Here is a 25,904-nt window from a genome sequence, read left to right on the forward strand (position 1 = left end):
TTCTCTGCGACAGAAAAGCCTTATTGATGTGATTATATTGTTAAATTATCTTTTTCTTCTTCTATAGATATAAAATACTCCTGAAATTCAGACACCAAAATGGAAATATCACTTTCTAGCTTTACAACACCAATGGTTTTGTAGTGAGCAGCCAGCTTTATGTCTTTGCTTTTGAGGAGAACTTCAAGCTTTTTTAAATTTATATCTTTCTTTAAAACTGCGAGGTAAGTGATCATAAGTATATCTGTATTAAACCGTTTCCAATATCTCTGTATTTTATGCCTTCAATAGGTCTTGCTTTGCTTTCAATCAGTTCCCAGATCTCTTTTGCTGATTTATCGGGAAACTGTTCCATATACAAAGCGGCAAGCCCGGAAACATGGGGTGCTGCCATACTTGTACCGCTCATGCTGTAGTACAAATTACTTTTATTTTTTGCATTTTTAGGATACGAACTGATAATGTCAACTCCCGGAGCACAGACATTGATACTTCCTCCTGTGGACGGATTGAGGCCGGCATTTGAAAATCTCGCGATCTTCATCTGAGCATCAATAGCTCCTACGGCCATAATTGATTTTGAATTGGCCGGCATTGAAACAGGTTGCGGAATCTGCGGTCTGTTGCTGTCATTTCCTGCAGCGGCTATAATAAGACAGTTATTTTCCAATGCTCTTTCCCCAATGGTTTCAAAAAGAACAGATGGCTGATCATCAAACTTCACCGGAGAAGCTAGTGAAAGAGACAATATTCTGAATTTCTTAGAAATGGCCCAGTCTATCGCATCAATGACACTGCTGGTAGTTCCTCTTCCATTGTCTGCAAGTACTTTTGCTATTTTCAGATTGCAGTCCCTGGCAATTCCGTACCGTTTTCCGGTATCACTTCTTGTATTTCCTGTGGCAACACCGGCACAATGTGTACCGTGTCCGTTGGGATCCCTTTTCCAGTCTTCACCATCTATGAAAGACTTTCCTTCAATTTCTTCATTGGAAAAATCCGGGTGAGAAGTTTCAAGGCCGGTATCGAGAAGACAGACATCAATTCCTTTTCCTGTATAGTTCGCATTTTCCAGTCCGATTGCTTTTAATCCCCATTCCATTTCAATGAATGATTTTTGAGGCAAAGGTTTGCTGGTGATATATTTTTCAAGTTCTGAAATTTTTTCTGAGAGTCCAGCAGACTGTTTTTTGAGTTCATTAATCAATTGCAATTCATCTGCAGGAAAAAATTCCCTCTCTTTTTCGTAGTATACAATAGAGTTTGACTCATCTTTCACGGCACTTTTCAATTGATCTTCATCCATATTATCCACCACAAGAACTCCCAGGTTTTTGTAAAGCACACCATTGTCCTGATCAATGATTTCATAAGAACGGTTTTCTTTGGAGAGAAATTCTGAAGAGGTGATACTCACTTCCAGTTCTTTCTCTATTTTTTTGAGTGCTGTTTTCTGCTGATTCTGCAACAGAACGATATATCTTCCGGTTTCCATAATAATCTTTTTTAAATTAATTTCAGAAATACCTTTTCCAGAATAAGAAAAATATCCTCCGGAATAATGGTCAGTCTGAGTTTTTTATTAATTCCTGATATGGCTGTATTCTGCTCAACCAGTGAAGTCCAGAAACGTTCAATTTTCGGAACAGAATTCATGTCTTTCAGCTTCTCATCATCCAGAATACCGTTCTGATATAATGAGACAATGATTCCTGAAATAAGTTCTTCCGCATCCTCAAGTTTTTTGTTTTCCCTGGCATATATTTCAATGAGAATACCATAAATACTTTCCATCCCGTTGAATGAGAATCCTCCAAGCATTTCCCTTCTCCCATTCACTATTTTTTCCATTTTTATAGGATTAAAACCTCTTTTAACGGTGGAAATCATATTCATAATTTTCAACACTTCAGATTCGTGGCTGGTGTTTCCTTTGGTACGAAAATATTCCAGAACTTCGTTGAGAAATGCATCAAACCTGGCATCAAAGTCAAATGATTTTGACAGGTATAAAGCCTGAACTTCATTGAACTGTTCCAGCAATTCTTTGATTTTCTGTACCGTAAAGTGAATAAGTTCCTGCATTACTCAAAAGTTATCTGTTCTATCTCGTTGCCGTCCTTATCTTTATAGGACACAATCCTGATTCCTTCCTCCTCCATTTCTACATGAAGGTTGATGAATAGTTTATCTTTATCTTCTGCTGCACTGGTGTTAGGATCTATGTAAATGCTGTTCAGTTTTGCATTCACCAACGTATATTTATTCAAAAGAACCTTTGAAAAAATTTCTTTCAGTTCATCAGTTTCTTCTTCTGTTCCTTCCTGAGGTCGGAATATTCCGGAATTAAGAAGCTGCATTTTCTTTCTGAGATCCAGTTTAAGAACTTCAGTGGCTGGGAGCTGTCCGAATTTCTGATCATTTTTTTCCAGTTTACTGAACAGGGTTTTAAACTCTTCAGTTTGAATCTGCCTTTTATTTATTTCAGGAATATTAAATTTCTTCTCCTTATTCACCAGACGGATTCTTTCATTTATTTCTGTCACAAACTGATCTTCATTCAGTTTAAAATTATACTTAGAATCTGAATCTATATCTGTGATTTTGATCGGAATATCCATCTTTACACTGGGCAGCGCATAACGCGGAACCTTGAAATATTTAAGGTATTCATGACGGGCGTACTCTTTGGCAATAAGAACCGCATTTTCGTCTGCTTTTTTACGAGCCTGAATTATCTCGTTGTTGAGATAATCCAGGTAATCTGATAGTTTTATCATCTTTCGTAAAATCTGTTATTGTGAAAGAAGTCCAAGCACTTTCTCAAGCCCTGCAGGCATTTCATCATTGGTGGCACGTACTTTTACCCCAAGAGAATATTCTTTTTCCACTTTGATTCCTGTACTGGAAGTTCTCTTATAAGATACATCCACTTTGAATTTTACAGGTCCCCATCCACCGGATACTCCGGCATTGATCCCGAATTCATCACTTACGTCTTTTGTGTAGGTAGAATTAAGTTTAACATTAAAGTCTACTTCACAGGTTTCAATTCTGAAGCTTGGAACATTCAACAGCGCAATAAAAGGCACTGAAATTTCTACATCATTCGGAATCGTTTTTGGGTTGCTAGCACTTACCGGCTCATCTTCTTTAAAATCCGGATTCGGAATATTTTTTTTGTACTTGAATTCTGCCATTCTCAGTTTTTTAGGACTGGCAGCATTGGCTGGATCTGTAAGTTCGAACCCAACTTCATTGATGAAATTAACGGTGGCAATAGAGGCATTAGACTGTGCTTTTACACAAGCATCCAAAGGTCCGCCAATAATAGTTGCAAAGTCAATGCTTCCCAATTCTGCGGCAAAATCTGCGCTGGCTGCATCAGAAGTTCTGAAAATCTCTTCATCAGCAGCTATTTTACCTGCAATCATTTTCATGATTTCTGAAGACGCTCCTGAAAAAGATTTTTCCCACTTTTCATCATAGCTTTTTTTGAATTCGTCTACGATGGCTAATAATTCTTTATTCGTCAATGAACTCAGTTCTGAAGTTTCAACTCCCGATACTTTTTCATAGACTGCCGGGGTAAGCACTTTTTCTACTCCTGACAAAAGATCAATTAACTCATTTTTTGTTTTTTTGGCGTGGCTTGCTTCAAGCACCGATTTTAATGTTTCCATGTTTTTTGTTTTGATTAATATTGTGGGACAAAATTATATCACTGACTACCAAAACATTGTAGGGAAACCCCTCTACTTATCCCGGAAAAACACCCTAAAAATAAAAAGCCTGAACTTACGGTGGTAAGCTCAGGCTTTTGTAATGCATATAGCAAATATTTATTTTATAGACGCAAAGATCATATTAACTATTATTATTGTTAAGGAAGCTGAGAAAGCAACAAGTTGCTGATGAAGCTTTATGAATATGCTTACGCTTAGAAAGAATCAATAAAGTTGATTCCATCTTTGCCACCTTAAAAATTCAGCATTAAATTTTAGTCTTTGCGTTAAATTTAAAGGTAATTATATACAATTTTACATTAATCTGCTATCTTACTTATTATTATCACTCTGTCATTCTGAATGTAACGCCGTGAAATGAAGAATCCAGGTTTTATGTGAGATTCTTCCTTCGTCAGAATGACAATGGTGTAAAATTGTATATTCTTAAGTAAGCTAAGAAAGCAACAAAGTTGCTGATGAAGCTGTATGGATATGCTTACGCTTAGAAAGAATCAATTCTATTGATTCCATCTTTGCTCCCTTAAAAATTCAGCATTAAATTTTAATCTTTGCGTTAAATTTAAAGGTAATTATATACAATTTTACATTAATCTGCTATCTTACTTATTATTATCACTCTGTCATTCTGAATGTAACGCAGTGAAATGAAGAATCCAGGTTTTACACGAGATTCTTCCTTCGTCAGAATGACAATGGCGTAAAATTGTATATAATCGCCAACTTAAATAGATTCAACGTTTCTATGCCGGCGTTTTACTATTGTTTTCCAGATTGACATCAGGAACTACTGAATCCGGATCCAGTTTTACTTCGTTTATTTCTTTTTTAGAATCTACCTTGAATGTCCATTCCGTATTTCTTTTCCAAACCTCGACAGGAATTTTCACAGTCTGTGCAGTTCCGTCTTTGAATCTGATCTGTACCGTTGTAGGCATTGGCAGCTGGCCAATATTTTCAACCGTAATCTGAACTCCGTTTTTAAAGTTTCCGTTTACATATTGTACGTTCTTAACTGACTGATCAATTTTCCATTTATTAAAGAACCATCCTCTCCAGAACCAGTTCAGTTCTTCTCCCGAAACGTTTTCCATTGTATGGAAGAAGTCCCATGGCGTCGGATGTTTAAATGCCCAACGGTCAATATATGTTCTGAATGCTTTATCAAATTTTTCAGGGCCCAGAATTGTTTCTCTTAAAACTTCCAATCCTGTTCCCGGCTTATAGTAAGCCAAAGCTCCGATACTTCTTTCTTTCATATTATCAGGTCCTACCATTACAGGCTCAAGATTATCAGTTAACAAATACGTTCCTGATCGTGCCAGATTCGGTTTACGATAATATTCTCCTTTATTGAAAGCTTCAGTTGAAAGTCCGTTAATGAATGTATTGAACCCTTCGTCCATCCAGGCAAATAATCTCTCATTAGATCCTACAATCATAGGAAACCAGTTGTGTCCGAACTCATGGTCTGTAACACCCCAAAGATCTTCCCCTTTGGAATCCATATGGCAGAAAACAATTCCCGGATATTCCATTCCACCTTCATTTCCTGCAACATTGGTGGCTGCCGGATACGTATATTCATACCATTTTTTTGAATAATGTTCTATAGCCGCTTTTGTGTATTCGGTAGATCTTCCCCATGCTTTATCACCGGCACTCTCCGCAGGATAAGCTGAAATAGCCAGAGATTTTTTTCCACTAGGTAAATTGATTTTTGCAGCATCTAAAATAAATCCGGCAGATGATGCCCATGCAAAATCTCTTGTCTGATTAATTTTAAATTTCCAGGTTTTTGTTCCTGAAGTTTTATTTTTACCGATTTCAGACTCAGGACGGATCATTACTGTTTTATCACTGTTTCTCGCCTCATTCCATCTGCTGATTTCTTCTTTGCTGTACACTTCTTTCTCATTCAGAAGTTCTCCGGATGCCACTACATACTGATTGGCAGGTACAGTAATATTAGCTGTAATATTTCCGTATTCCAAATAAAACTCTGAAGCTCCAAGGTAAGGTAGCGTATTCCATCCCATGACATCATCATATACACACATTCTCGGATACCATTGTGCGATAGTAAATATTTTACCGTTTTTAGTATCCTGAATTCCCATTCTGTCTGACCCATAATCAGGAGAAATAAATGAATATTCAATTTCTATTTTTGCAACTCCACCATTGGCTTTTAATTCCTTTGGAAGATCAATCTGCATTCTCGTATCAGTAATGGTATATTTTACTTCTTTTTTACCGTCAAGTTTAACTGATTTAATGGTATATCCACCATTAAACTCTTCTCCATGAGCTCCATTTCTGCTTCCAGAAAGCGGAACTACCCCATTTCCTCTGGAATCTTTTGCAAACAGGTTCTGATCCAGCTGCAGCCACAGAAAACCTAATTTGTCAGGGCTGTTATTGGTATAGGTAATTTCTGCTGTACCTGTAATCTCTTTTTTATCTTCATTCAGACTGACATTCAGATGATAATCCGCTGAATTCTGCCAATAAGCGTGTCCCGGCTGTCCGCTTGCAGAGCGGGTTGCTGTACCTGTCTGCGGATAAAAGAACGGCTTAAATGCTTCTACGTAATCATATTTCGGAGTTTGCTGTGCATAGGCAGATCCTGAGAACAGAACCACTGCAAGCGTCGAAACAAGGGTTGGAAGTTTAAAATTCATTTGAAAAAGTATTATTTAGTGTATAGGTAAAAAAAACTCCCGGATTTGTTACACATCCGGGAGTTTTTTTAATATAAGTTTAATTTAATTCGATTTTTTTGCTTTAATCATCGCTTCTAACGCATCCCACATTTCTTTAGGAATTGCTTCAAGCATATTGAACTCTCCGGCTCCCTGAAGCCATTCTCCTCCATCAATGGTTACCACTTCCCCATTCATATATGCTGAATAATCGGAAACCAGATAAGCCGCAAGGTTGGCAAGCTCCTGATGTTCTCCTACTCTTCTCAACGGAACTTTTTTCTTCATATCAAATTTTTCCTGAAGGTCTCCAGGAAGAAGTCTGTCCCAAGCTCCTTTCGTTGGGAAAGGTCCTGGCGCAATGGCATTGAAACGGATTCCGTATTTTGCCCATTCTACAGCCAATGATCTGGTCATCGCCAGAACTCCCGCTTTTGCACAAGCAGATGGTACTACATAAGCAGAACCTGTCCATGCATATGTTGTTACAATATTTAACACAGTTCCCGGAGTTTTAGAATCTATCCAGTGTTTTCCTACTGAAAGAGTACAGTTTTTTGTTCCTTTTAAAACAATATCAAGGATAGAGTCAAAGGCAGAGTGAGTCAGTTTTTCTGTGGGAGAGATAAAGTTTCCGGCAGCATTATTCAATAAAATATCAATCTTTCCAAATTCTTTCAACGTTGCTTCTTTCATAGCTTCCACCTCATCCCAGTTTCTTACATCACAAGCTACACAAAGCACTTTACCTCCTGTTTCTTCTTCCAGTTCCTTAGCTGTTCCCTGTAATTTTTCCAGGTTTCTGGAAGTAATCACTACTTTGGCACCCAATTCAAGAAAGTATTTGGTCATCGCTTTTCCAAGACCGCTTCCGCCTCCTGTTACAATCGCTACTTTATCTTTTAGTGCACCTTCGCGCAGCATAGGTTGTGTATATAGACTCATAAAATATTTTTTCTTAAAAATACTAAATATTGAAATGCAATCCTTTAAAATGGGTTGATAAATAATGCTACAAATAATTGTTCCTTATATTATTCTTAAAATAGATTAACTATGTAAAAAGAAAATAGCCTGATAACAATTACCAGGCTATTTTTTCATTTGTTAAAACAATGTATTAAGAAGCTACCACTCCTTTGAAAGAAAGTGTCTTAGGAGTTTTGCTGTCACTGGTAGTAACGTTTACCGTCTTCATAAATGGTCCAACTGCCGCCGCATTATAGCTGGCTTCCACAAATCCTTTTTTTCCAGGCTGGATAGGTGTTTTTGTATAATCCGCAGTGGTACATCCGCAAGAAGGCGCTACATTCTGGATAATGATTGGTTTTGAGCTTGTATTCGTAAACTCAAATCTGATCAATTTCGGTTTACCCTGAGGAATATTTCCCACATCAATAGATTCTGATTTCCATTTAATAGCATCTGCAACCATTTTCACAATGGATGGAGCGTCTGCAGTCAATACATTAGCATAAAAAGGAGAGAATGCCAACACGGCCAAAAGAGCTGTAATTTTTAGTTTTTTCATGAGTATACATTTTAATATTTGAAACTGATTATTTTCTTTCGATATAGCAAATGTAAAGCAGACTGTGATTACAACTTGTTAACCGCTGTCTAACATTTGTTAATGAGTTGTTAATGATAAAAGATAAATAGATATTTTTGGATAATATTGTTTCAGGAAATGAAAATAAAAAGGCTCAATATTATCATCACACTGGGGTTCATTGCTATTATCGGAATTTTAATAGCACAATTGATGTGGACGATACAGGCTTATAATCTTGAAGATAAAAAGTTTAACCAAAAAGTCAATATTGCTTTAATGGAGGTTGCAGAAAAACTTTCCGGAGGAAAGACATCCTATACTGAAAATCCCGTACAGAATATTGCCAACGATTATTATGTGGTTAATATCAACAATGAATTTCACCCCGTAGTTCTTGAATATTATCTAAAGACAGAATTTACCCGCTTTCAGATCAATACAGATTATGTGTATGCATTATACAATTGCCACAGCGATAAAATGATCTATGGAAAATACATGACCTCGCATCAGGAAAGCCCCAGCAATAAGGTGATCAATTTTCCGAAGCATAAAAATCTGATCTATTACTTTTCCATACGCTTCCCGGATAAAACCACTTATCTGATCAGTTCATTACGATTCTGGTATCTCCTTACATTTGCCCTTATCATCATCCTTTTGGTGTATGTATATTCTATTTATACGATCATTCAGCAGAAGAAGTTTTCGGAGTTGCAGCGTGATTTTATCAATAATATGACTCATGAGTTCAAGACTCCTTTATCCTCAATACTTTTAGCTTCGGAAGCGCTTAATAAACAGGAAATGGTACAGGAAAACTCTAAACTACAGACCTATACTTCCATTATTATCAATCAAAGTCACAAGCTCAATAGCCATATCGAGAAAATATTGAATATTGCGAAGAACGATGCGGCCGGGCTTTCATTAAAACCTCAAAAAATTCTGCTTCTTCCTTTTATTCAGGAAATTGCAGACAATGTGCAGCATAAAAACAAGGACCTCAGCATTGAGATCGATATTGAAAACAGTACTTCAGTAATGGCAGATGAATTTCACTTTACCAATATCATTTACAACCTGCTGGATAATTCCATCAAGTATTGTGAAACAAATCCTGTGATCAAAATTTCAGCCTATAAAGATTCAAAAGGCTTATATTTAAAGTTTAAAGACAACGGAATGGGAATTCCCGCTAAAAATATTCCTCATATTTTTGAAAAATTTTATCGGGTACATACCAAAAGAAGTGAAGAAGTGAATGGTTTCGGACTGGGATTATTTTATGTAAAAAAAGTCGTTCAACAGCATCACTGGAAAATTTCTGTGGAGAATAATGAGGATAAAGGAATTACTACAACACTCTTCTTCCCGTTTTCAAATTAATCATGTGTAAGTATGGAGAAATCTAAAATTTTATATGCCGAAGATGACAAAACAATAGCTTTTCTGGTGGAAGACAGCCTGGAAAGTTATTATGATATCAGCTGTTATTCTGATGGTGAATCTGCATGGGAAGCATTTAACAGTCAGGATTTCGATATTTGTCTGCTGGATATCATGATGCCCGGCATGAACGGATTTGAGGTAGCACAGCGAATCCGTAGTAAAAATGCTGAGGTTCCGATTATTTTTATCTCTGCAAAAGCTTTAAAAGAAGACAGAATCAAAGGGCTTAAAATAGGGGCTGATGATTATCTGGTAAAGCCTTTCAGTATTGAAGAACTGATGCTGAAAATTGAAGTTTTCCTTAAGCGCACAAAGAAAACAGATACTTCTCTGCTCAAATATAAAGTTGGGAAATATGATTTTGATCCTAAAAATTACACCCTCCAAGGCATGGAAAACAGTGTTACCCTTACCCAAAGAGAATCTGATCTCCTTTTATATTTTATCCGCCACAAAAACCTGGTGGTCAAAAGACAGGAAATTCTGAGGGCCATCTGGGGAGATGATGATTATTTTATGGGACGAAGCCTCGATGTATTTATTTCCCGATTACGAAAAGTACTGGCTGAAGAGCAAAACATTTTAATAGAAAACCTCCACGGAATAGGTTTCCGATTTTCTGAAAAAGAATAAATAGCCCTTAATTACTTTAAAACACAACAGCAAATGATGATTTTAATTAATTTTAAACTTTGAAAATTGATCATTAATGAAAAATCACAGATCTACTGTTTTTCTATTTCTTTTATGTGTAAGTACACAGTTTAAGGCTCAAAAATTTGAAAAATTAATCCAATATGTCAACCCACTTATCGGAACCGAAAAGATGGGACATACGTATCCGGGAGCCACTGTTCCTTTTGGTGCCGTACAGCTAAGCCCTGAAACAGACTCCATCTCATATGAACTTAACGGAAAGTATAATGGCGAGGTGTATAAATACTGTGCCGGCTACCGTTATGAAGATAAAACCATTGTAGGTTTCAGCTCTACCCATTTCAGCGGAACAGGACATTCTGATCTGGGAGATTTTCTGGTGATGCCTACTGTAGGAAAACTTCAGTTGAATCCGGGAACAGCTTCCCATCCGGAAAGTGGCTACAGAAGTAGATTTTCACACCAGAACGAAACAGCAGAAGCCGGATATTACAAAGTAAAACTGGATGATCACAATATCCTTGCAGAACTGACGGCAACACCAAGAGTGGGAATTCACCGCTATACTTTCCCGAAATCTGACCAGTCTCATATTATTCTGGATCTGATGGCTGGTATTTATAACTATGATGGAAAAAATGTATGGACATATGTTCGTGTAGAAAACGGAAATACCATCACAGGCTACCGGCAGACCAACGGCTGGGCAAGAACCAGAACGGTTTATTTTGCCATGAAGTTTTCAAAACCTTTTAAATCTTACGGCCAGCAAAATTTCGATGAAAAGCAAGTTTATAAAGGGTTTTGGCGAAAATTTGACCAAAATCAGAATTTCCCGGAAATCGCAGGCAAGGATCTGAAAATGTATTTTGATTTTGATACCAGTGAAAATGAAGCTATTGAAGTAAAATTGGCCATTTCTCCGGTAAGCCAGGCCAATGCCCTGGAAAATCTGGAAAAAGAAGCAGGAAATATAACCTTCGATCAGGCTAAAGCTCAAGCCCAGGACAACTGGAATAAGGAATTAAATAAAATTGTTATAAAAGGCTCGGACACAGAAAAAACGAATTTCTATACAGCAATGTATCATACCTTCATTAATCCTACTACTTATATGGACGTAAATGGAGAATATAAAGGGTTGGATCAGAATGTTCACAAAGCGGATGGCTTTACCAATTATACGACGTTCTCTCTTTGGGATACTTACCGTACACTCCATCCATTTTTTAATATCATCCAGCCTAAACGAAATGGCGACATGGTAAAATCAATGATGGCTCATTACAATCAGTTTTCGATGAAAATGCTGCCGATCTGGTCACATTACGCCAATGACAACTGGTGTATGAGTGGATACCACAGTGTAAGTGTAGTGGCTGATGCCATTATTAAAGGAAATTATAAAGGCGATCCTGAAGAAGCATTGAAAGCTTGTATAGAAACTGCTAATAAAAGAAATTATGAAGGCATCGGACAATACATTGATCTTGGATATATTCCTGCTGAAAAGAATGGAACTTCAGTTTCCAATACATTAGAATATGCCTATGACGACTGGGCGATTGCTCAGCTTGCAAAGTATTTAAACAAAACAGAAATCTATAATCAGTTTATCAAACGGTCTGGAAACTGGAAAAATAATTTCGACAAAACGATCGGATTTATGCGTCCGCGTCTGGCTGATGGAAGCTTTAAAAAGGATTTTGATGTCTTAAGTACCCATGGACAAGGTTTTATTGAAGGTAACTCGTGGAACTACAGTTTCTTTGTTCCACAAAATCCAGCGGAACTGATCACGATGATGGGTGGAAAGAAGAAATTTGCATCTAAACTGGACGAACTCTTCACGATGCATTTACCAGATGAATTCTTTGCAGATACCGAAGATATTACAAGGGAAGGAATTATCGGTGGCTATGTTCACGGAAATGAACCTGCTCACCATGTAGCTTATTTCTACAACTGGGCCGGACAGCCATGGAAAGCACAGGCACAAATCCGTCGTATTCTGGAAATGCAATACAAAGCAACACCGGACGGGCTGGGCGGAAATGATGATGCCGGGCAAATGAGTGCATGGTATATTTTAAGTTCATTAGGTTTTTATCCTGTAGCTCCCGGTTCTGAAGATTATGCTATCGGCAGCCCTGCGATTGATAACGCTGTATTGAATCTGGAAAACGGAAAAACTTTTGAAATCGAAGCGATCAATCAAAGTCCGAAAAATGTATATATACAGAAGGTTCTTTTGAATGGAAAAGAGATTAAAAACTTTACATTGAAGCATTCTGATATTATGAATGGCGGAAAACTTACTTTTTACATGGGGAATAAAGCGAAGAAGTAAATAATGAATAAATCTATTCTCGCAGATAATACGGATTGAGCAGATGATTGGGTAAAAAAATCTGCGTAATCTCCTACATCTGCGAGAACTAAGAATAAGTTTTGGCTGAAGCCAATGGAAGATATAAAATAAGAGAGCGGGCTAAAGCCCGCTCCTATTGATTTATCCTAATAATATTTTATTAATCTCTTGGTTCAAAAAGCAATCTTTCTCCGAATTTTCCCTCAGCAATTGTACCATTATCATACACCAGATGTCCATTGACAAAAGTATGGGTAACTTTAGAGTGGAAATTCATTCCTTCCAGTGGACTCCAGCCACATTTGTATAGTAAATTGTCTTTGGAAACCGTCCAATCCTGATTTAAATCTACTAAAACAAGATCCGCTTTATACCCTTCTCTTACAAAACCTCTTTTTTCAACTTTGAAAAGGATTGCTGGATTATGAGCCATCTTTTCAACGATTTTCTCAAGCGATATTTTACCGTTCTTATAGTTTTCAAGCATCACCACCAGTGAATGCTGCACCAAAGGTGCTCCTGAGGGGCATTTTGTATATACATTATTTTTCTCTTCTGCAGTATGTGGCGCATGATCTGTAGCAATCACATCAATTCTGTCATCCAATAATGCTTCCCAAAGGGCATCTTTATCTTTCTGGGTTTTTACCGCCGGATTCCATTTGATAAGACCTCCTCTTGTTTCATAATCCTCATTGGTAAAAGTAAGGTGATGAACACAAACCTCAGCAGTAATTTTTTTATCTTTTAAGGGAATATCATTTCGGAAAAGTTCCATTTCCTTTGCTGTTGAAAGATGGAAAACGTGAAGTCTCGCTCCCGTTTTTTCCGCAAGCTCAATGGCTTTGGATGAAGACTTATAACATGCTTCTTCACTTCTGATCAGGTGATGGAATTTTACAGGTATATCATCCCCGTATTCATCCATATATTTCTGAGTATTGGCTCTGATGGTAGCTTCATCTTCACAGTGAACGGCAATCAGCATTTTGGTATTACTGAAAATATTCTCCAGTGTTTCCGGATTATCCACAAGCATATTTCCTGTAGATGAACCTAAAAACAACTTAATTCCGGGAACATTTCTAGGATTTGTTTTCAAAACTTCCTCCAGATTATCATTCGTTCCGCCCATCATAAAACCGTAGTTGGCATATGCCTTTTGAGAAGCAATCTCATATTTATCTGCCAGTAACTCCTGGGTAACTGCATTGGGAACAGTATTGGGCTGATCTATAAAACTGGTTATTCCACCAGCTATGGCAGATCTTGATTCGCTTTCAATGTCTCCTTTATGGGTAAGTCCCGGCTCACGGAAATGCACCTGGTCATCTATTACTCCGGGAAGAAGATACTTTCCTGAGCCATCTATAACCTGATCCGCATCTTCAGAAATACCTGCCGCTATTTTAGAAATCAAATCATTTTCTATCAGGATATCACTTTCAAAGACTTTTCCTTCGTTAACGATATTTACGTTTTTTATAAGAACTTTCATTTCAATTTATTTCGCTGTAAAATTAAGATTTTAAGTTTTAATTCACCCCAAAATCGCAAAACGAATGCTTAAAGTTTTACATTTGCAAAAAAAATTCGGCTTTGTACAAGAAACTATTAGGACAAACAATCATCTACGGAGTAGGAGCAATAGCGCCAAGAATCATTCTATTTATCCTTAATCCACTTTTGATCTATAAGATTCCCAATGAAGGTTTTGCGATTTTCACCCAGCTTTATGCGTGGATCTCATTTGTGAACATTATCCTTTCTTTTGGTTTTGAAACAGCATATTTCAGATTTTCAGCCGAAGAGGATAATGAGAAAAAAACCTTCAATACCTCATTCTGGTTTTTATTTTCTACGTCCACTCTTTTCCTTGCATTGTGCTATTTGTTCAATCAACCCATTGCTGATTATGCAGGATACCACGATAACCCTGAATACATCAGATGGTTTGCCCTGATTGCCTTTTTTGACAATCTGTTGGTAATTCCTTTTGCATGGCTGCGTTTCCACAACAAGCCCATTAAATATTCTGCTGTAAGAATTGTTCAGTCTATATTTCAGGCTGTTTTTACCGCAGCTTTATTCTTTTGGATTCCGGCAAGTATATCAAAAAGCATGGGATTGGACCAAAATGTTGACTATCCTTTCTTTAGTAACCTGGCAGGAAGTGCGCTGGGCTTCTTATTATTATTTCCTATCATATTAAAGGTAAGATTCCAGTTTGTAACCTCTTTGTTTAAGCGCATGATCAAATATTCCTTTCCGCTGATGCTGGCAGGTTTTGCTTTTATGATTAATGAAAATTTTGATAAGTCTATCCAGAGAAATCATATTTCAGATGAAGAAGCCGGAGCTTATGGAGGATGCTATAAGCTAGCTGTACTGATGACATTATTTGTTACCGCTTACAGAATGGGTATTGAACCTTTCTTCTTTAAACAAATGGATAAAGGAGATGCGAAAAAAACCTACGCCAAAGTTGCAGAATATTTTGCCTTTTTCGCCTGTGCTGTAGCATTGGGAATCATTGCGAATATATCATGGCTGAAAGCAGTTTTTATTCCTAATAAGTCTTATTGGATCGCTATAGATATTATTCCGATTATTGTTATTGCCAATCTTTGCTTTGGAATATACTATAACTTTTCAACATGGTATAAGGTAACAGACAGAACCAGTATGGGAACTGTCATTTCATGGCTCGGAGCAGGAATCAATATAGGACTTAATCTCCTTGCTTTAAATTACTACCACAGCATGATAGGATCTGCATGGGCTACTTTTGGTGCTTACGTTGTTATGATGATTGTTTCCTATCTCTTAGGTCAAAAATATTATCCTATTCCCTACAGAATGAAGAAAATGTCTTTCTTTCTATTGCTGCTTGGTATCTTCAGTTTCATCATTGTAAAGTTTCTCAATTATAATATTATTACCAGTAATTTACTCTTTTTGATCTTTACAGGAATTTTGATTTATTCTGAAAAAAACCTGATTTTATCAAGAATCAGGAAGAATTAAACTTTGGTCTTTATTTTGCTTGTACACCAACCTATTGTTAATTTAAACAATTATTTAAAAAGATATAAATCATACTTTTCCAAAGGTTTTAATTATTATCTTTAACCTAAATATCAAAAACAACTAACAAAACATCTTTTATACATATAATTTATGAAAATTATTGTGCCTATGGCTGGACGTGGTTCCAGATTACGTCCACATACACTGACAGTTCCAAAACCTCTTATTCCTATTGCTGGAAAACCGATCGTTCAGAGATTGGTAGAGGATATTGCTAAAGTTGCAGGAGAAAATATTGAAGAGGTAGCTTTTATCATCGGAGATTTTGGCCCTGAGATCGAAAGATCCCTTATTCAGATTGCTGAAAAGCTGGGAGCAAAAGGAAGCATATATTATCAAAACGATCCTCTTGGAACCGCTCATGCCATTAAATGTGCGGAACAGTCTATGCAGGGTGATATCGTTATTGCTTTTGCAGACACTCTTTTCCGTGCAGACTTCCAGTTGGACAAAAATTCTGACGGAGTAATCTGGGTGAAAAGTGTTGAAGATCCATCGGCTTTCGGGGTTGTAAAACTGGATAATTACGGTTTCATTACCGACTTTGTTGAAAAGCCAACAACGTACGTTTCGGATCTTGCCATTATTGGTATTTATTATTTCAACAGCGCTGAAAAGCTGATGGAAGAAATCAATTATATCATGGATAATGATATTAAAAATGGTGGTGAATATCAATTGACAACAGCTCTTGAAAACCTTAGAGCTAAAGGAGCGAAATTTACCCTTGGAAAAGTAAACGACTGGATGGATTGCGGTAACAAAAATGCTACAGTAGAAACCAACAGCAAAATCCTTGAATATGAAAAAGAGGAAATGAAGAATTATCCGGCTTCGGCTGTGATTGAAAACTCTCTGATTATTCAGCCTTGCTTTATTGGAGAAAATGTGAAAATATCCAATTCAAAAGTAGGTCCTGGAGTTTCATTAGGAAACAACACAACTGTTGTAAACTCTAATATCGAGAACTCTCTTATTCAGGAAAATACAAGAATCAACCATGGAAATCTTTCCAATTCTATGATCGGTAATTCTGCACAGTATTTCGGAGTTGCCAGAGAAATTTCTTTAGGAGATTATTCCGTTTTAGATTTTTTATCTAAATAAGAATAGAAAATATTTATATAAACATCATATCATCAAGCCACACAAAAGATTTTGTGTGGTTTGGCGTTAATATTGCAACGTATTTTTAATTAAAGATAAATACATGAAAAACTGGATCCCTTTTCTTTTACTGATTCTTGCCCTATCATCCTGTAAGACCCGTAACACTGCTCAAAGTGGTACAGATCAGACCCGTGACAGCATTAATACTACAAAAGATGAAGGAAGCCCAAAAGATGTCAATGAACCGGTGCGGGATAAGCTCACTTTTTACGAACATGTATTGATCCCACCAAAATTTGATCAAATCAAAATAGACAGCAAAGTAAGGGTAGAGACCGGAAGCTATGTTCCTACACTGGATGCAACCATCTATATTGAAAATGATAAAAAGGTGTGGATGAATCTCAGAGCCTTGTTCATCAATGCAGCAAGAGGTATTGCTACACCGGAAGGGATAAAAGGACAGGATAAAATCAATAAAACCTATATAGATTCCGACTTTGATTATCTTAATAATATGCTGAATGTTAATTTCATTGATTATAAATCATTGGAAAAAATATTGCTGGGAAGAACTTTCGTAAAAATTAATGACAGACAGTTTGACCTGACACAAAATGCACAGGGATTTAAAATGGTTTCCAATACCAACCAGAAAATAGTAACGGATGAAAAAAACAGAGAGTATAAAGTGGCTCTCCAGTATGATACAAATTACGATTTACTCGCTGTCAATTTAAAAGATATTCTATCGTCAGACGAACTGGAGGTTTCTTACAGTGACTGGAATGAATACGAAGGAATTCGCCTTCCAAAAAATGTTAAAATAATTATAAAAGGCTCAAAATCTAGTCAGATTTTACTGGAAAATACGAAATTTGACTTTTCGAGGATGGAAACACCTTATTCTGTACCATCCAGTTATAAGAAAATTGAGATTAAATGATTAGAAAATTTAGCTTTTTAATAGGTGTTTTGATGTTCGGACTGCACCATGGACAGCAGACCAAAGAACAGCTGCAAAAGCAGAATGCCGAACTTAAAAAACAAATTGCACAAATAAATACCGATTTAGCCAAAACCAGAAGTGAATCTAAACTTTCCGTAGCCTATCTCTCTAATGTCAACCAAAAATTGGTTTTAAGAGAAAAGGTTTATAATAATACGCAGAAAGAAAAAAGATTCATTGAAGATGATATCTACTTACGTCAGCTGGAAATCAACCGTCAGAATAAAGAACTGGCTGTTTTAAGAAAAAACTATGCTGAAGTTTTGGTGAATGCTTATAAAAACAAAGGAGTACAGAACAAAGTAACGTTTATACTTTCTGCTAAAAATTTAGGAGAAGCCATACGAAGAGTTCAATATCTGAAGCAATACTCGGACTACCAGGATAAAAAAGCAGCTGAAATCACAGATGCCGCTAATCTCATCAAAAAAACCATCGCTCAGAAACAAAACTCTGTAAAAGCGAAGGAAACTCTATTGGTTAACCAACAGAAAGATCTGGCAACCATCAATGCCGAGAGAGCTCAAAAGGAGCAATTGGTAGCTGATTTCAAGAAAAACGAATCTAAACTGACTGCTGAACTTAAACAAAAACAAGTTCAGTCTAAAGCATTGGAAGGACAGATCAGAGCTATTATTGCAGAAGAAATAAGAATTGCCAAAGCAGAAGAAGAAGCCAGAAAGAAAGCGGAAGCAGAAAAAATACGTTTGGCAAAACTAGCTGCTGAAAGAGAAAAAGCAAGAATTGAAGCGGAAGCCAAGGCAAGAGCAGAGGCCCTTGAAAGAGAAAGAAGACTTGCAGAAGCAGAAGCCAAAAGAGCAGCAGATCTTGCAGCAAAAAGAGCGGAAGAAGAAAGAAAACGTAATGAAGAAGCAGCAAAAGCAGAAGCCAATGCCAGAGATGAAGCCAGAAGAGTAGCCGCTAAAAAAGCTTCGGATGAGGCCAATGCAAGAGCTAAAGAAGCCGCTGATAAATTGGCGGCGGCAAGAGCAGCAGAAGCAGCTCTTACAAAAAGAAAAGAAGAGGAGAAAAAGGCAGCAGAGACCAAAGCCATGACAAGCTACGGAGTTTCCACCGCTACAGGAAGCAGTTTTGCAGATAACAGAGGAAGACTTGGTTATCCTGCAGACAGAGCCGGACAAATCACTCACCGTTTCGGAAGACAGCCACACCCTGTTTTCAAAAATATTACTGAAGAAAATAACGGGATTAAAATTTCCGTTCCTTCAGGTACACGCGCAAAATCAGTGTTCCCGGGATCAGTATCTTCAGTTCTCGCCAACAATGACGGAACAAAGACTGTAATCATCAAACACGGAAGTTATTTTACCATTTATTCCAACTTAGGAAATGTAAGCGTTTCCAAAGGACAGCAGGTTTCATCAGGAACTCCGGTAGGTACAATAGCTCAGGATTTTGATGGCGCTTATACCCTTGATTTCCAAGTATGGAACGGAAGTACACCAGTTGATCCATTAGGTTGGATTTCATATTAAAAAAAGTGTAACTTTGCAAAAATTTTAAGAGATGAATACACTAACAATACTTGCCTTATCTTGGCAGCACATCCTTATCGTAGCAATACTTTTGGTATTACTTTTTGGAGGAAAGAAAATTCCGGAATTAATGAGAGGAGTAGGTTCAGGAATCAAGGAATTTAAAGATGCAGTAAAAGAAGAAGATAAACCTGGTTCTGAAAATAAATCGGCATCCAACAATAACAATTCTTCCAGCAACTAAAATTCCGCAGAATTAATGAAATTTACCGAGACTGCATGGAAAGTCTTCAATCAAGCTATTGAAGACTATCACGTGTCTGATGACGTTAACACTCTAATTAATAACCCGTTCGAAAAAGATAGTTTGGAACGGATTTTGTATGCAAAGAACTGGATTGATACCGTTCAATGGCATTTGGAAGATATAATTAGAGATGAAAATATTGATCCGGCAGACGCTCTTCAACTGAAGAGAACAATAGACGCCTCCAATCAGAAAAGAACTGATCTGGTAGAATATATTGACAGCTGGTTTCTTAATAAGTTTGAAAATATAACTCCTAAACCTGAAGCAAAAATAAATACAGAAACTCCCGCTTGGGCAGTAGACAGGCTATCAATTCTTGCATTAAAGGTTTATCATATGTCGTTAGAAGCTAATAGAGAATCTGCTTCTGAAGAACACAGAAACAACTGCCAGGCTAAACTGGATGTTCTGCTTACTCAGAAAGAAGACCTATCAACTTCTATAGATCAGTTGCTTACTGATATTGAAAACGGTAACGTTAAGATGAAAGTGTACAAACAAATGAAAATGTACAACGATGAAAGTCTTAACCCAATCCTTTATCAAAAAGGGCAACAAAAATGAAACGACTATTTTTCTTTGGAGTACTTATCATATTAACATCTTCCTGCGCATCGGAGAAGCTCAATCTTTCTCCGTTGTCAAATAATTTTTACAGTGATGCTAAAGGGTCTGATTCAGACAGAAGCTCTAAGAAGAATTTTAATATCAATATCAAACAGAATGTAAATGCTTCTGAAATTTCAAACATGATCTCTACTTTTCCCAAGTTTAAAAACAATGGATTAAATGACGAGATCACCAGCTTGAAATACAGTCTTCAGAATTATTTATATGCTATTGATGCCAGCAATTCTGCAGGAAAAGGCAGAGCCCTTAAAAGCTTCGAAAAATCATACAAAAAAATTCAAAAGCTAAGGCAAAATCTTGACAGAGACGACGATGAAGTGCTGAACAGATATCTGGTGCGTTTAAAAACCAATATTTCTGTTATTGAAGATACTTTGCCAGGAAGTTAAAAACTAATTGAACTATCAATGATTAAAATTCAGGCGGAAGCCAATGTTCCCACAGAGCACGGCACTTTCCGAATGATCGCTTTCTCCGAAAACGAAAACGACTGGATGCCGCATATGGCCATTGTTGCTGAAAATACAGATTTTTCAAAACCGGTCAATGTTCGTTTCCATTCAGAATGTATTACCGGAGAAGTTTTCCATTCAAAAAAATGTGAATGCGGCCAACAATTGGATGCTGCAATGAAATATATCCATGAAAACGGTGGAATTATCATCTACCTTCGCCAGGAAGGAAGAAACATCGGGATCATCAATAAACTGAAGGCATACTCCCTGCAGGAAAAAGGTCTGGACACTGTACAGGCTAATCTTGAACTGGGACTTCCCGCAGATGATAGAAACTTTGGCGTAGCCATTGAAATCCTGAATCTATTGGATGTAAAAGATATCAACCTTCTCACCAATAATCCTGAAAAGGTAAAATATGTTGTAGACAGCAATATTCACCTTAATTCAAGAGTACCGTTACAGATTCCTGCCAATGAAATAAGCAAAGGATATCTGCAAACCAAAAAAGACTTCTTTGGACATCTTCTGGATGACAATGATAATTAATTTTCCAAAAGATATAATAAAAAGCTCCAAGAAATATATTTTTTTGGAGCTTTTTAATTACTGAAATTAATAGAACATTCTATTTCTATAACATTTCACCAATTAGTGTATTTTTTATAAAGTTTTATCTTTGCGATGAAATTATAATTTTATGAAAAAAACACTATTTATCATTTCTTCACTTTTTTTCATTGGCTGTGCAAATAGCAATGATATACTTTATTCTCAAGATGAAAACTCACTTCCTAAAAATACTACTGAGCTTTCATTGATATCTAAAAATATGTTAGCTAAGAATGCTACCGAATCAGTTATAATGGATTTATCTTTTACTACTGGTGTCATAAACGAAAATGGGGGATGCTCTTTTACAGATTTAATAAGTCCACAAGGGAGTTATTTTACTTCAACAAAATGTTATGGACCAAATCCAATAGAGCAAAATGGATATTTAGTTAGGGGCTATGGAAAGCCACGTCGAGTTCCTAACTACTCAGGCTATTTGTATTGGCATGGTGTTATGCTAAAAGCAGAGAATCGCAGTAAAACAGTTATTTCAACAAGAGGAGATGCAACCATAGTAGACGATCCAATTTCAAATGCAATTTCGATAGAACAATATTTTGAAGAGAATAAAACATATGAAATTATTATAACTTCTAACATATCAGATTACATATATGTTACTAAAAATAACAATCGAGAAAACAGATTAGATGACGACTTATTTAATATTGATAAAAGTGAAGCAGTTCCAACTTTAGCCTTGGAATTATCAGACTCACCACAAATACCTGGAAATGATCCCTGCGCTGAGAGGCCGAATGTTGGACGAAAAGTTGTTGTTGCTAACTACTATAAAACACAAAAGACGGAAAAAACAACCGAATGGAATCGTGAGGACAAAACCTACACTTTTTATTTTTCTACAACAGCACCTAAGAATAGCCTTATCATATATTATTTACCCGAACAATCAGGTGAAAGGCCTGCCAATCATGTTCCTGAGAGTGCATATACAATTGACATTAGAAATGTAAAAATAATAAAAAAAACATTTGATCCAACTCATGTAGTACCACCTAGAGTTACTACGCCAGACCCAGATCTACCATGTGGTTTTAGAGGAGGTTGCTAACCCAATTATTATAAAAAAATCAAAAGCCCCGGAAGATGTTCTCCCGGGACTTTTTTAATTATAAAAAACTGAAAAGATATTTCTAAATTATCTAGTCTTGATTTTAGACTCATCAATATTGTAATACTTAATTACGCTATTGTAGTCTGAATAATCAACTGCAGCAGCTGCTTCACTCTTAGATGTACCTGTTTTTGCAGGAACAATGACAACTCTGAATTTTTTGTTCGTGTAGTATACTGGATTATTATCAAGGTTAACTCCAGTAGTTGATCTCACATCAATTCCTATATCAAACTTACTGAAATCGTATGAGTATTCAACTTTATCAGCACCATTATTAGGATATTCTGTATAGGTAAGTAATTTCCAGATTGGAGAATTATTATTGGTAAGACCTGTCTGTAAATAAATCAGAACTACATCAGATTCAAGTAATGGACTTTTAAATGCATCATCAAAATGATATGTATAGCTATCTTGTTTATTAAATTTCGGAATAATATCATATGCTGTTGAATACGTATCATTATCCTGACCTTGTACCACAACATCATCACTATTATCACAGCTATAAGCAGTAAAACCTACAGCCCCCAGGAATAAGAAAAGAAGTATTTTTTTCATTTTTAGTAAAGTTTAGTTATTATTTATATTGCGTATTCAAATCATATACCAAAAATTTCAAAAACTTTGTTTTCCTCACTTTTTTAATTGTATTTTTGTTCTTATTCAAAAAGTCATGAAGAAATTATTATACACTTCACTCTTTATTGCTGCATTGATAAGCCCTAAGGTGAAAGCCCAGTATCAGCCAAAAAATGCTACTAAGGAAGAGGTAAAAAAAGCTCAGGAATGGGTTGATAAAACCTATAAAAATCTTTCTCAGGATGAAAAACTAGGACAGCTTTTTATTGTGGCATTGTATACCAACAGAGGAGAAGAGTATATCAGCGAGATAAGAAATATCGTTACGAATGATAAAATAGGCGGTCTGATTTTAATGCAGGATGATGCAGCTAGGGAAATAAACCTGGTGAATGAATTTCAGCAAAAGTCTAAAGTTCCTTTGATGATCGGTATGGACGCAGAATGGGGAATATACCAGAGAATTGCCACCGCTCACAAATTTCCATGGGCCATGACATTAGGTGCTATTCAGGATAAAAATCTTGTGTATCAGATGGCTGCAAAAATTGCAGAGGATTGCAAAAGAATGGGAATCAACTGGGATTTTGCCCCTGTAGTGGATGTCAATACCAACCCTGATAATCCGATTATCGGGAACAGAAGCTTCGGCTCTGAAGTGAATAATGTAATCACCTCTGCCCTATCCTACTCCAATGGTCTTCAGGATAATAATATCTTAGCTGCGATTAAACACTTCCCGGGTCACGGAGATACCAGCACAGATTCTCACCTTGATCTCCCTGTAGTTTCTCACAATATTGACAGACTTAACACCGTGGAACTGGCACCATTTAAGGCATTAATGAATAAAGGAATCGGAGGGATAATGGTTGCCCACCTATATGTTCCAAGCTTAGAATCAGAAAAAGGAATTCCCGCTTCTGTTTCTAAAAATATTATTACAGGATTACTGAAAGATAAGCTGGGTTACAAAGGTTTAATCATCACTGATGCATTAAATATGGGCGCTGTAGCCAATAAATACCAACCTGGTGAACTGGATGCAATGGCCTTTAAAGCAGGAAATGATATCATGCTTTTCTCACAAGGTGTTTCTGAAGGTAAAAAACTGATTCAGAAAGCAATTGATAAAGGAGAAATTTCTCAATCCAGAGTAGAGGAAAGTGTGAAAAAAATCCTTTTAACCAAATATTTCCTTGGATTAACTCAATACACTCCTAAAAATCCTGAAAATATCAATACTGACTTGAATAATAATTCTCATACCCAATTGGTACAGAATCTTTATTCCAATGCACTGACTTTATTAAAAGACGAAAAGAAATTACTGCCTCTTACAGGAAAACAGATTTATTATGTTCCTCTTGAAGAAGCTCCTTACCAGACTTTCGCCAACAGATTGGGAAATAATATTATCATTAAAAAAGCTGGGGAAATTAAAACTATTCCGGCAGGATCTACAGTTATCGTAGGTTTCCATAAAGATAATTCTACGGCTTATAAACCTTATAAAATTTCAGCAGAATCTAAAAGAGTACTTTCTGATCTTACCAAAAATCAAAATGTCATTCTGAATGTATTCGGAAGTGCTTATGCCTTAAAGGATATTGACATCTCAAAAGTTTCAACCGTTCTCGTTTCGTATGAAAACAATGATGATTCTATGAATGCAACTGCGGATGCTTTCAACGGAAAAACAAAAATATGGGGAAAACTTCCTGTACTGGTTAATGATCAGTTGAAACCAGGAATGGGTATAGATCTTCCTATGACAACCTCAACAAAAACCAAATAATACAAAATTAAAACAACAATAATCTAATGAAAATAGGCATACTTTGCTATCCCACCTATGGAGGAAGCGGAATTGTAGCAACAGAATTAGGAATGTCCCTTGCCAATAAAGGATATGAAGTACATTTCATCAGTTCTGCACTTCCTGCAAGATTAGATATCACCAACCCGAATATTTTCTTTCACAGGGTAAATGTTCAGACGTATCCCCTTTTCCAGTATCAGCCTTATGATATTGCGTTAAGCTCTATGATCTACAGGGTTGTCAATCTTTATAAACTGGATCTTCTTCATGCACATTATGCCATTCCTTATGCTTATGCTGCTTTTACGGCAAAACAAATGCTGAAGGAAGACAATAATGATATCCCGTTGGTCACTACGCTGCATGGTACAGATATTACCCTTGTAGGGCAGCACCCAAGTTATAAACACGCCGTAGAATTTTCAATCAATCAGTCTGATGCGATTACTTCAGTTTCTGAAAGTCTGAAAAAAGATACCCTTCAGTTTTTCAATATCAAAAAAGAAATTCAGGTGATTACCAACTTTATTGATAATTCTGAATTTGATGACTGCTCTGAGTGCCAGAGAACTCAGTTTGCCAATCCTGATGAAAAAATTCTGATCCACGTGTCTAACCTTCGTCCTGTAAAACGTGTAGACGAAGTGCTGCAGATCTTTAAGAATGTGGAAAGAAAAGTTAAATCCAAGCTGATCATCATTGGTGAAGGTCCTGATATGGAAAAAGTAAATCAGTTTCTGGAAGAAAACCCGGAACTTATTTCAAAAATCCGCCTTTTAGGAAAGGTGAATGATCTCTATAAAATCTTGCAGCTTTCAGATGTATTTCTTCTGCCTTCTGAACAGGAAAGTTTCGGTCTTGCAGCTTTGGAGGCTATGGCAGCTTATACGCCGGTCATCAGTTCCAATGCAGGAGGAATTCCTGAGGTGAATATTCAGGGAGAAACAGGATATTTGGCTGAAATTGGAAATGTGGAAGCCATGAGCAACTACACCATCAAATTGTTGAGCAATGATGAACTTTTAGCCAAAATGAAGCAAAATGCGAAAGATCAGGCGATAAAATTCGATTTGAAAAACATTCTTCCTATCTATGAGAAAATGTATAGAACAACCATAGAAAACTTTAATAAGGAGCTGACGAAAGTATAATATTTCTATT

At 36.5% G+C, this 25,904-nt stretch carries 24 protein-coding genes; 14 read left to right on the forward strand and 10 right to left on the reverse strand.

What is annotated here, in order from left to right:
* Window positions 1-32: 32 nt before the first annotated feature.
* From RAH34_RS20010 to RAH34_RS20045, 8 genes are all read right to left on the reverse strand, one after another.
* On the reverse strand, window positions 33-236 hold the full coding sequence (locus tag RAH34_RS20010) for a hypothetical protein (RefSeq protein WP_114822007.1): 204 nt from the start codon (window positions 234-236) through the stop codon (window positions 33-35).
* Window positions 233-1,495, reverse strand: coding sequence for a S8 family serine peptidase (locus RAH34_RS20015; RefSeq protein WP_306597287.1), 1,263 nt, complete (start codon window positions 1,493-1,495; stop codon window positions 233-235). Before RAH34_RS20015 ends, RAH34_RS20010 begins: the two co-directional genes overlap by 4 nt.
* An 11-nt stretch (window positions 1,496-1,506) precedes the next feature.
* Window positions 1,507-2,085 carry a hypothetical protein gene (locus tag RAH34_RS20020; RefSeq protein WP_306597288.1) on the reverse strand — a complete coding sequence of 193 codons (579 nt, stop codon included), beginning with the start codon at window positions 2,083-2,085 and terminating at the stop codon, window positions 1,507-1,509.
* Window positions 2,085-2,780 carry a hypothetical protein gene (locus RAH34_RS20025; protein WP_114822010.1) on the reverse strand — a complete coding sequence of 232 codons (696 nt, stop codon included), beginning with the start codon at window positions 2,778-2,780 and terminating at the stop codon, window positions 2,085-2,087. Before RAH34_RS20025 ends, RAH34_RS20020 begins: the two co-directional genes overlap by 1 nt.
* A gap of 15 nt (window positions 2,781-2,795) precedes the next feature.
* Window positions 2,796-3,683, reverse strand: coding sequence for a DUF2589 domain-containing protein (locus RAH34_RS20030; RefSeq protein WP_306597289.1), 888 nt, complete (start codon window positions 3,681-3,683; stop codon window positions 2,796-2,798).
* A gap of 806 nt (window positions 3,684-4,489) precedes the next feature.
* Window positions 4,490-6,430 (reverse strand): M1 family metallopeptidase, encoded by a 1,941-nt coding sequence (locus RAH34_RS20035; RefSeq protein WP_306597290.1) that lies wholly within the window; start codon window positions 6,428-6,430, stop codon window positions 4,490-4,492.
* An 84-nt stretch (window positions 6,431-6,514) separates the two neighbouring features.
* Complete coding sequence (locus RAH34_RS20040; protein ID WP_034695744.1) at window positions 6,515-7,396, reverse strand: SDR family oxidoreductase; 882 nt, start codon at window positions 7,394-7,396, stop codon at window positions 6,515-6,517.
* 175 nt (window positions 7,397-7,571) lie between these two features.
* Window positions 7,572-7,982: a DUF1573 domain-containing protein gene (locus RAH34_RS20045; protein ID WP_062672251.1), complete on the reverse strand. Its 411-nt coding sequence runs from the start codon at window positions 7,980-7,982 to the stop codon at window positions 7,572-7,574.
* A gap of 159 nt (window positions 7,983-8,141) precedes the next feature.
* Here RAH34_RS20045 and RAH34_RS20050 point away from each other — a divergent pair, with 159 nt between their 5' ends.
* From RAH34_RS20050 to RAH34_RS20060, 3 genes are all read left to right on the forward strand, one after another.
* Window positions 8,142-9,395, forward strand: a complete 1,254-nt coding sequence (locus RAH34_RS20050) for a sensor histidine kinase KdpD (RefSeq protein ID WP_306597291.1) — start codon at window positions 8,142-8,144, stop codon at window positions 9,393-9,395.
* Between the two features lie 12 nt (window positions 9,396-9,407).
* Window positions 9,408-10,091: a response regulator transcription factor gene (locus RAH34_RS20055; RefSeq protein ID WP_306597292.1), complete on the forward strand. Its 684-nt coding sequence runs from the start codon at window positions 9,408-9,410 to the stop codon at window positions 10,089-10,091.
* A 76-nt stretch (window positions 10,092-10,167) separates the two neighbouring features.
* Window positions 10,168-12,465, forward strand: a complete 2,298-nt coding sequence (locus tag RAH34_RS20060) for a GH92 family glycosyl hydrolase (protein WP_306597293.1) — start codon at window positions 10,168-10,170, stop codon at window positions 12,463-12,465.
* 181 nt (window positions 12,466-12,646) lie between these two features.
* On the opposite strand, the gene RAH34_RS20065 is transcribed toward RAH34_RS20060, so the two are convergent.
* Complete coding sequence (locus RAH34_RS20065; RefSeq protein ID WP_306597294.1) at window positions 12,647-13,984, reverse strand: dihydroorotase; 1,338 nt, start codon at window positions 13,982-13,984, stop codon at window positions 12,647-12,649.
* 101 nt (window positions 13,985-14,085) lie between these two features.
* On the opposite strand from RAH34_RS20065, the gene RAH34_RS20070 reads away from it, so the two are divergent.
* The 9 genes from RAH34_RS20070 to RAH34_RS20110 all read left to right on the forward strand — a co-directional run bounded on the left by RAH34_RS20070 (window position 14,086) and on the right by RAH34_RS20110 (window position 22,273).
* Window positions 14,086-15,513 (forward strand): oligosaccharide flippase family protein, encoded by a 1,428-nt coding sequence (locus tag RAH34_RS20070; protein ID WP_306597295.1) that lies wholly within the window; start codon window positions 14,086-14,088, stop codon window positions 15,511-15,513.
* A 153-nt stretch (window positions 15,514-15,666) separates the two neighbouring features.
* Complete coding sequence (locus RAH34_RS20075) at window positions 15,667-16,683, forward strand: sugar phosphate nucleotidyltransferase (RefSeq protein WP_114822018.1); 1,017 nt, start codon at window positions 15,667-15,669, stop codon at window positions 16,681-16,683.
* A 103-nt stretch (window positions 16,684-16,786) separates the two neighbouring features.
* Window positions 16,787-17,632, forward strand: a complete 846-nt coding sequence (locus RAH34_RS20080; RefSeq protein WP_306597296.1) for a DUF4292 domain-containing protein — start codon at window positions 16,787-16,789, stop codon at window positions 17,630-17,632.
* Window positions 17,629-19,191 (forward strand): murein hydrolase activator EnvC, encoded by a 1,563-nt coding sequence (locus tag RAH34_RS20085; RefSeq protein ID WP_114822020.1) that lies wholly within the window; start codon window positions 17,629-17,631, stop codon window positions 19,189-19,191. The genes RAH34_RS20080 and RAH34_RS20085 overlap by 4 nt, the downstream gene beginning before the upstream one ends.
* Window positions 19,192-19,222: 31 nt before the next feature.
* Entirely contained in the window at window positions 19,223-19,435 is a 213-nt protein-coding gene (locus tag RAH34_RS20090) for a twin-arginine translocase TatA/TatE family subunit (RefSeq protein ID WP_076596910.1), read from the forward strand.
* A 15-nt stretch (window positions 19,436-19,450) separates the two neighbouring features.
* Window positions 19,451-20,065, forward strand: a complete 615-nt coding sequence (locus RAH34_RS20095) for a DUF4254 domain-containing protein (RefSeq protein ID WP_114822021.1) — start codon at window positions 19,451-19,453, stop codon at window positions 20,063-20,065.
* Window positions 20,062-20,520 (forward strand): hypothetical protein, encoded by a 459-nt coding sequence (locus tag RAH34_RS20100; protein ID WP_114822022.1) that lies wholly within the window; start codon window positions 20,062-20,064, stop codon window positions 20,518-20,520. The genes RAH34_RS20095 and RAH34_RS20100 overlap by 4 nt, the downstream gene beginning before the upstream one ends.
* Before the next feature lie 18 nt (window positions 20,521-20,538).
* Window positions 20,539-21,135, forward strand: a complete 597-nt coding sequence (gene ribA / locus RAH34_RS20105; RefSeq protein WP_034695719.1) for a GTP cyclohydrolase II — start codon at window positions 20,539-20,541, stop codon at window positions 21,133-21,135.
* A gap of 151 nt (window positions 21,136-21,286) precedes the next feature.
* Window positions 21,287-22,273 (forward strand): hypothetical protein, encoded by a 987-nt coding sequence (locus RAH34_RS20110; RefSeq protein WP_306597297.1) that lies wholly within the window; start codon window positions 21,287-21,289, stop codon window positions 22,271-22,273.
* 87 nt (window positions 22,274-22,360) lie between these two features.
* Here the strand turns inward: RAH34_RS20110 and RAH34_RS20115 are convergent, their stop codons facing one another.
* Window positions 22,361-22,900, reverse strand: a complete 540-nt coding sequence (locus RAH34_RS20115; RefSeq protein WP_306597298.1) for a hypothetical protein — start codon at window positions 22,898-22,900, stop codon at window positions 22,361-22,363.
* A gap of 115 nt (window positions 22,901-23,015) precedes the next feature.
* Here RAH34_RS20115 and RAH34_RS20120 point away from each other — a divergent pair, with 115 nt between their 5' ends.
* Window positions 23,016-24,719, forward strand: coding sequence for a glycoside hydrolase family 3 protein (locus RAH34_RS20120; protein ID WP_114822024.1), 1,704 nt, complete (start codon window positions 23,016-23,018; stop codon window positions 24,717-24,719).
* Window positions 24,720-24,745: 26 nt separating this feature from the next.
* A complete protein-coding gene (bshA, locus tag RAH34_RS20125; protein ID WP_079240311.1) occupies window positions 24,746-25,894 on the forward strand; it encodes an N-acetyl-alpha-D-glucosaminyl L-malate synthase BshA in 1,149 nt (382 codons plus the stop codon).
* The last annotated feature ends 10 nt before the right edge of the window (window positions 25,895-25,904 follow it).

This window comes from Chryseobacterium sp. WLY505, assembly GCF_030846215.1.
Lineage (GTDB): Bacteria > Bacteroidota > Bacteroidia > Flavobacteriales > Weeksellaceae > Chryseobacterium.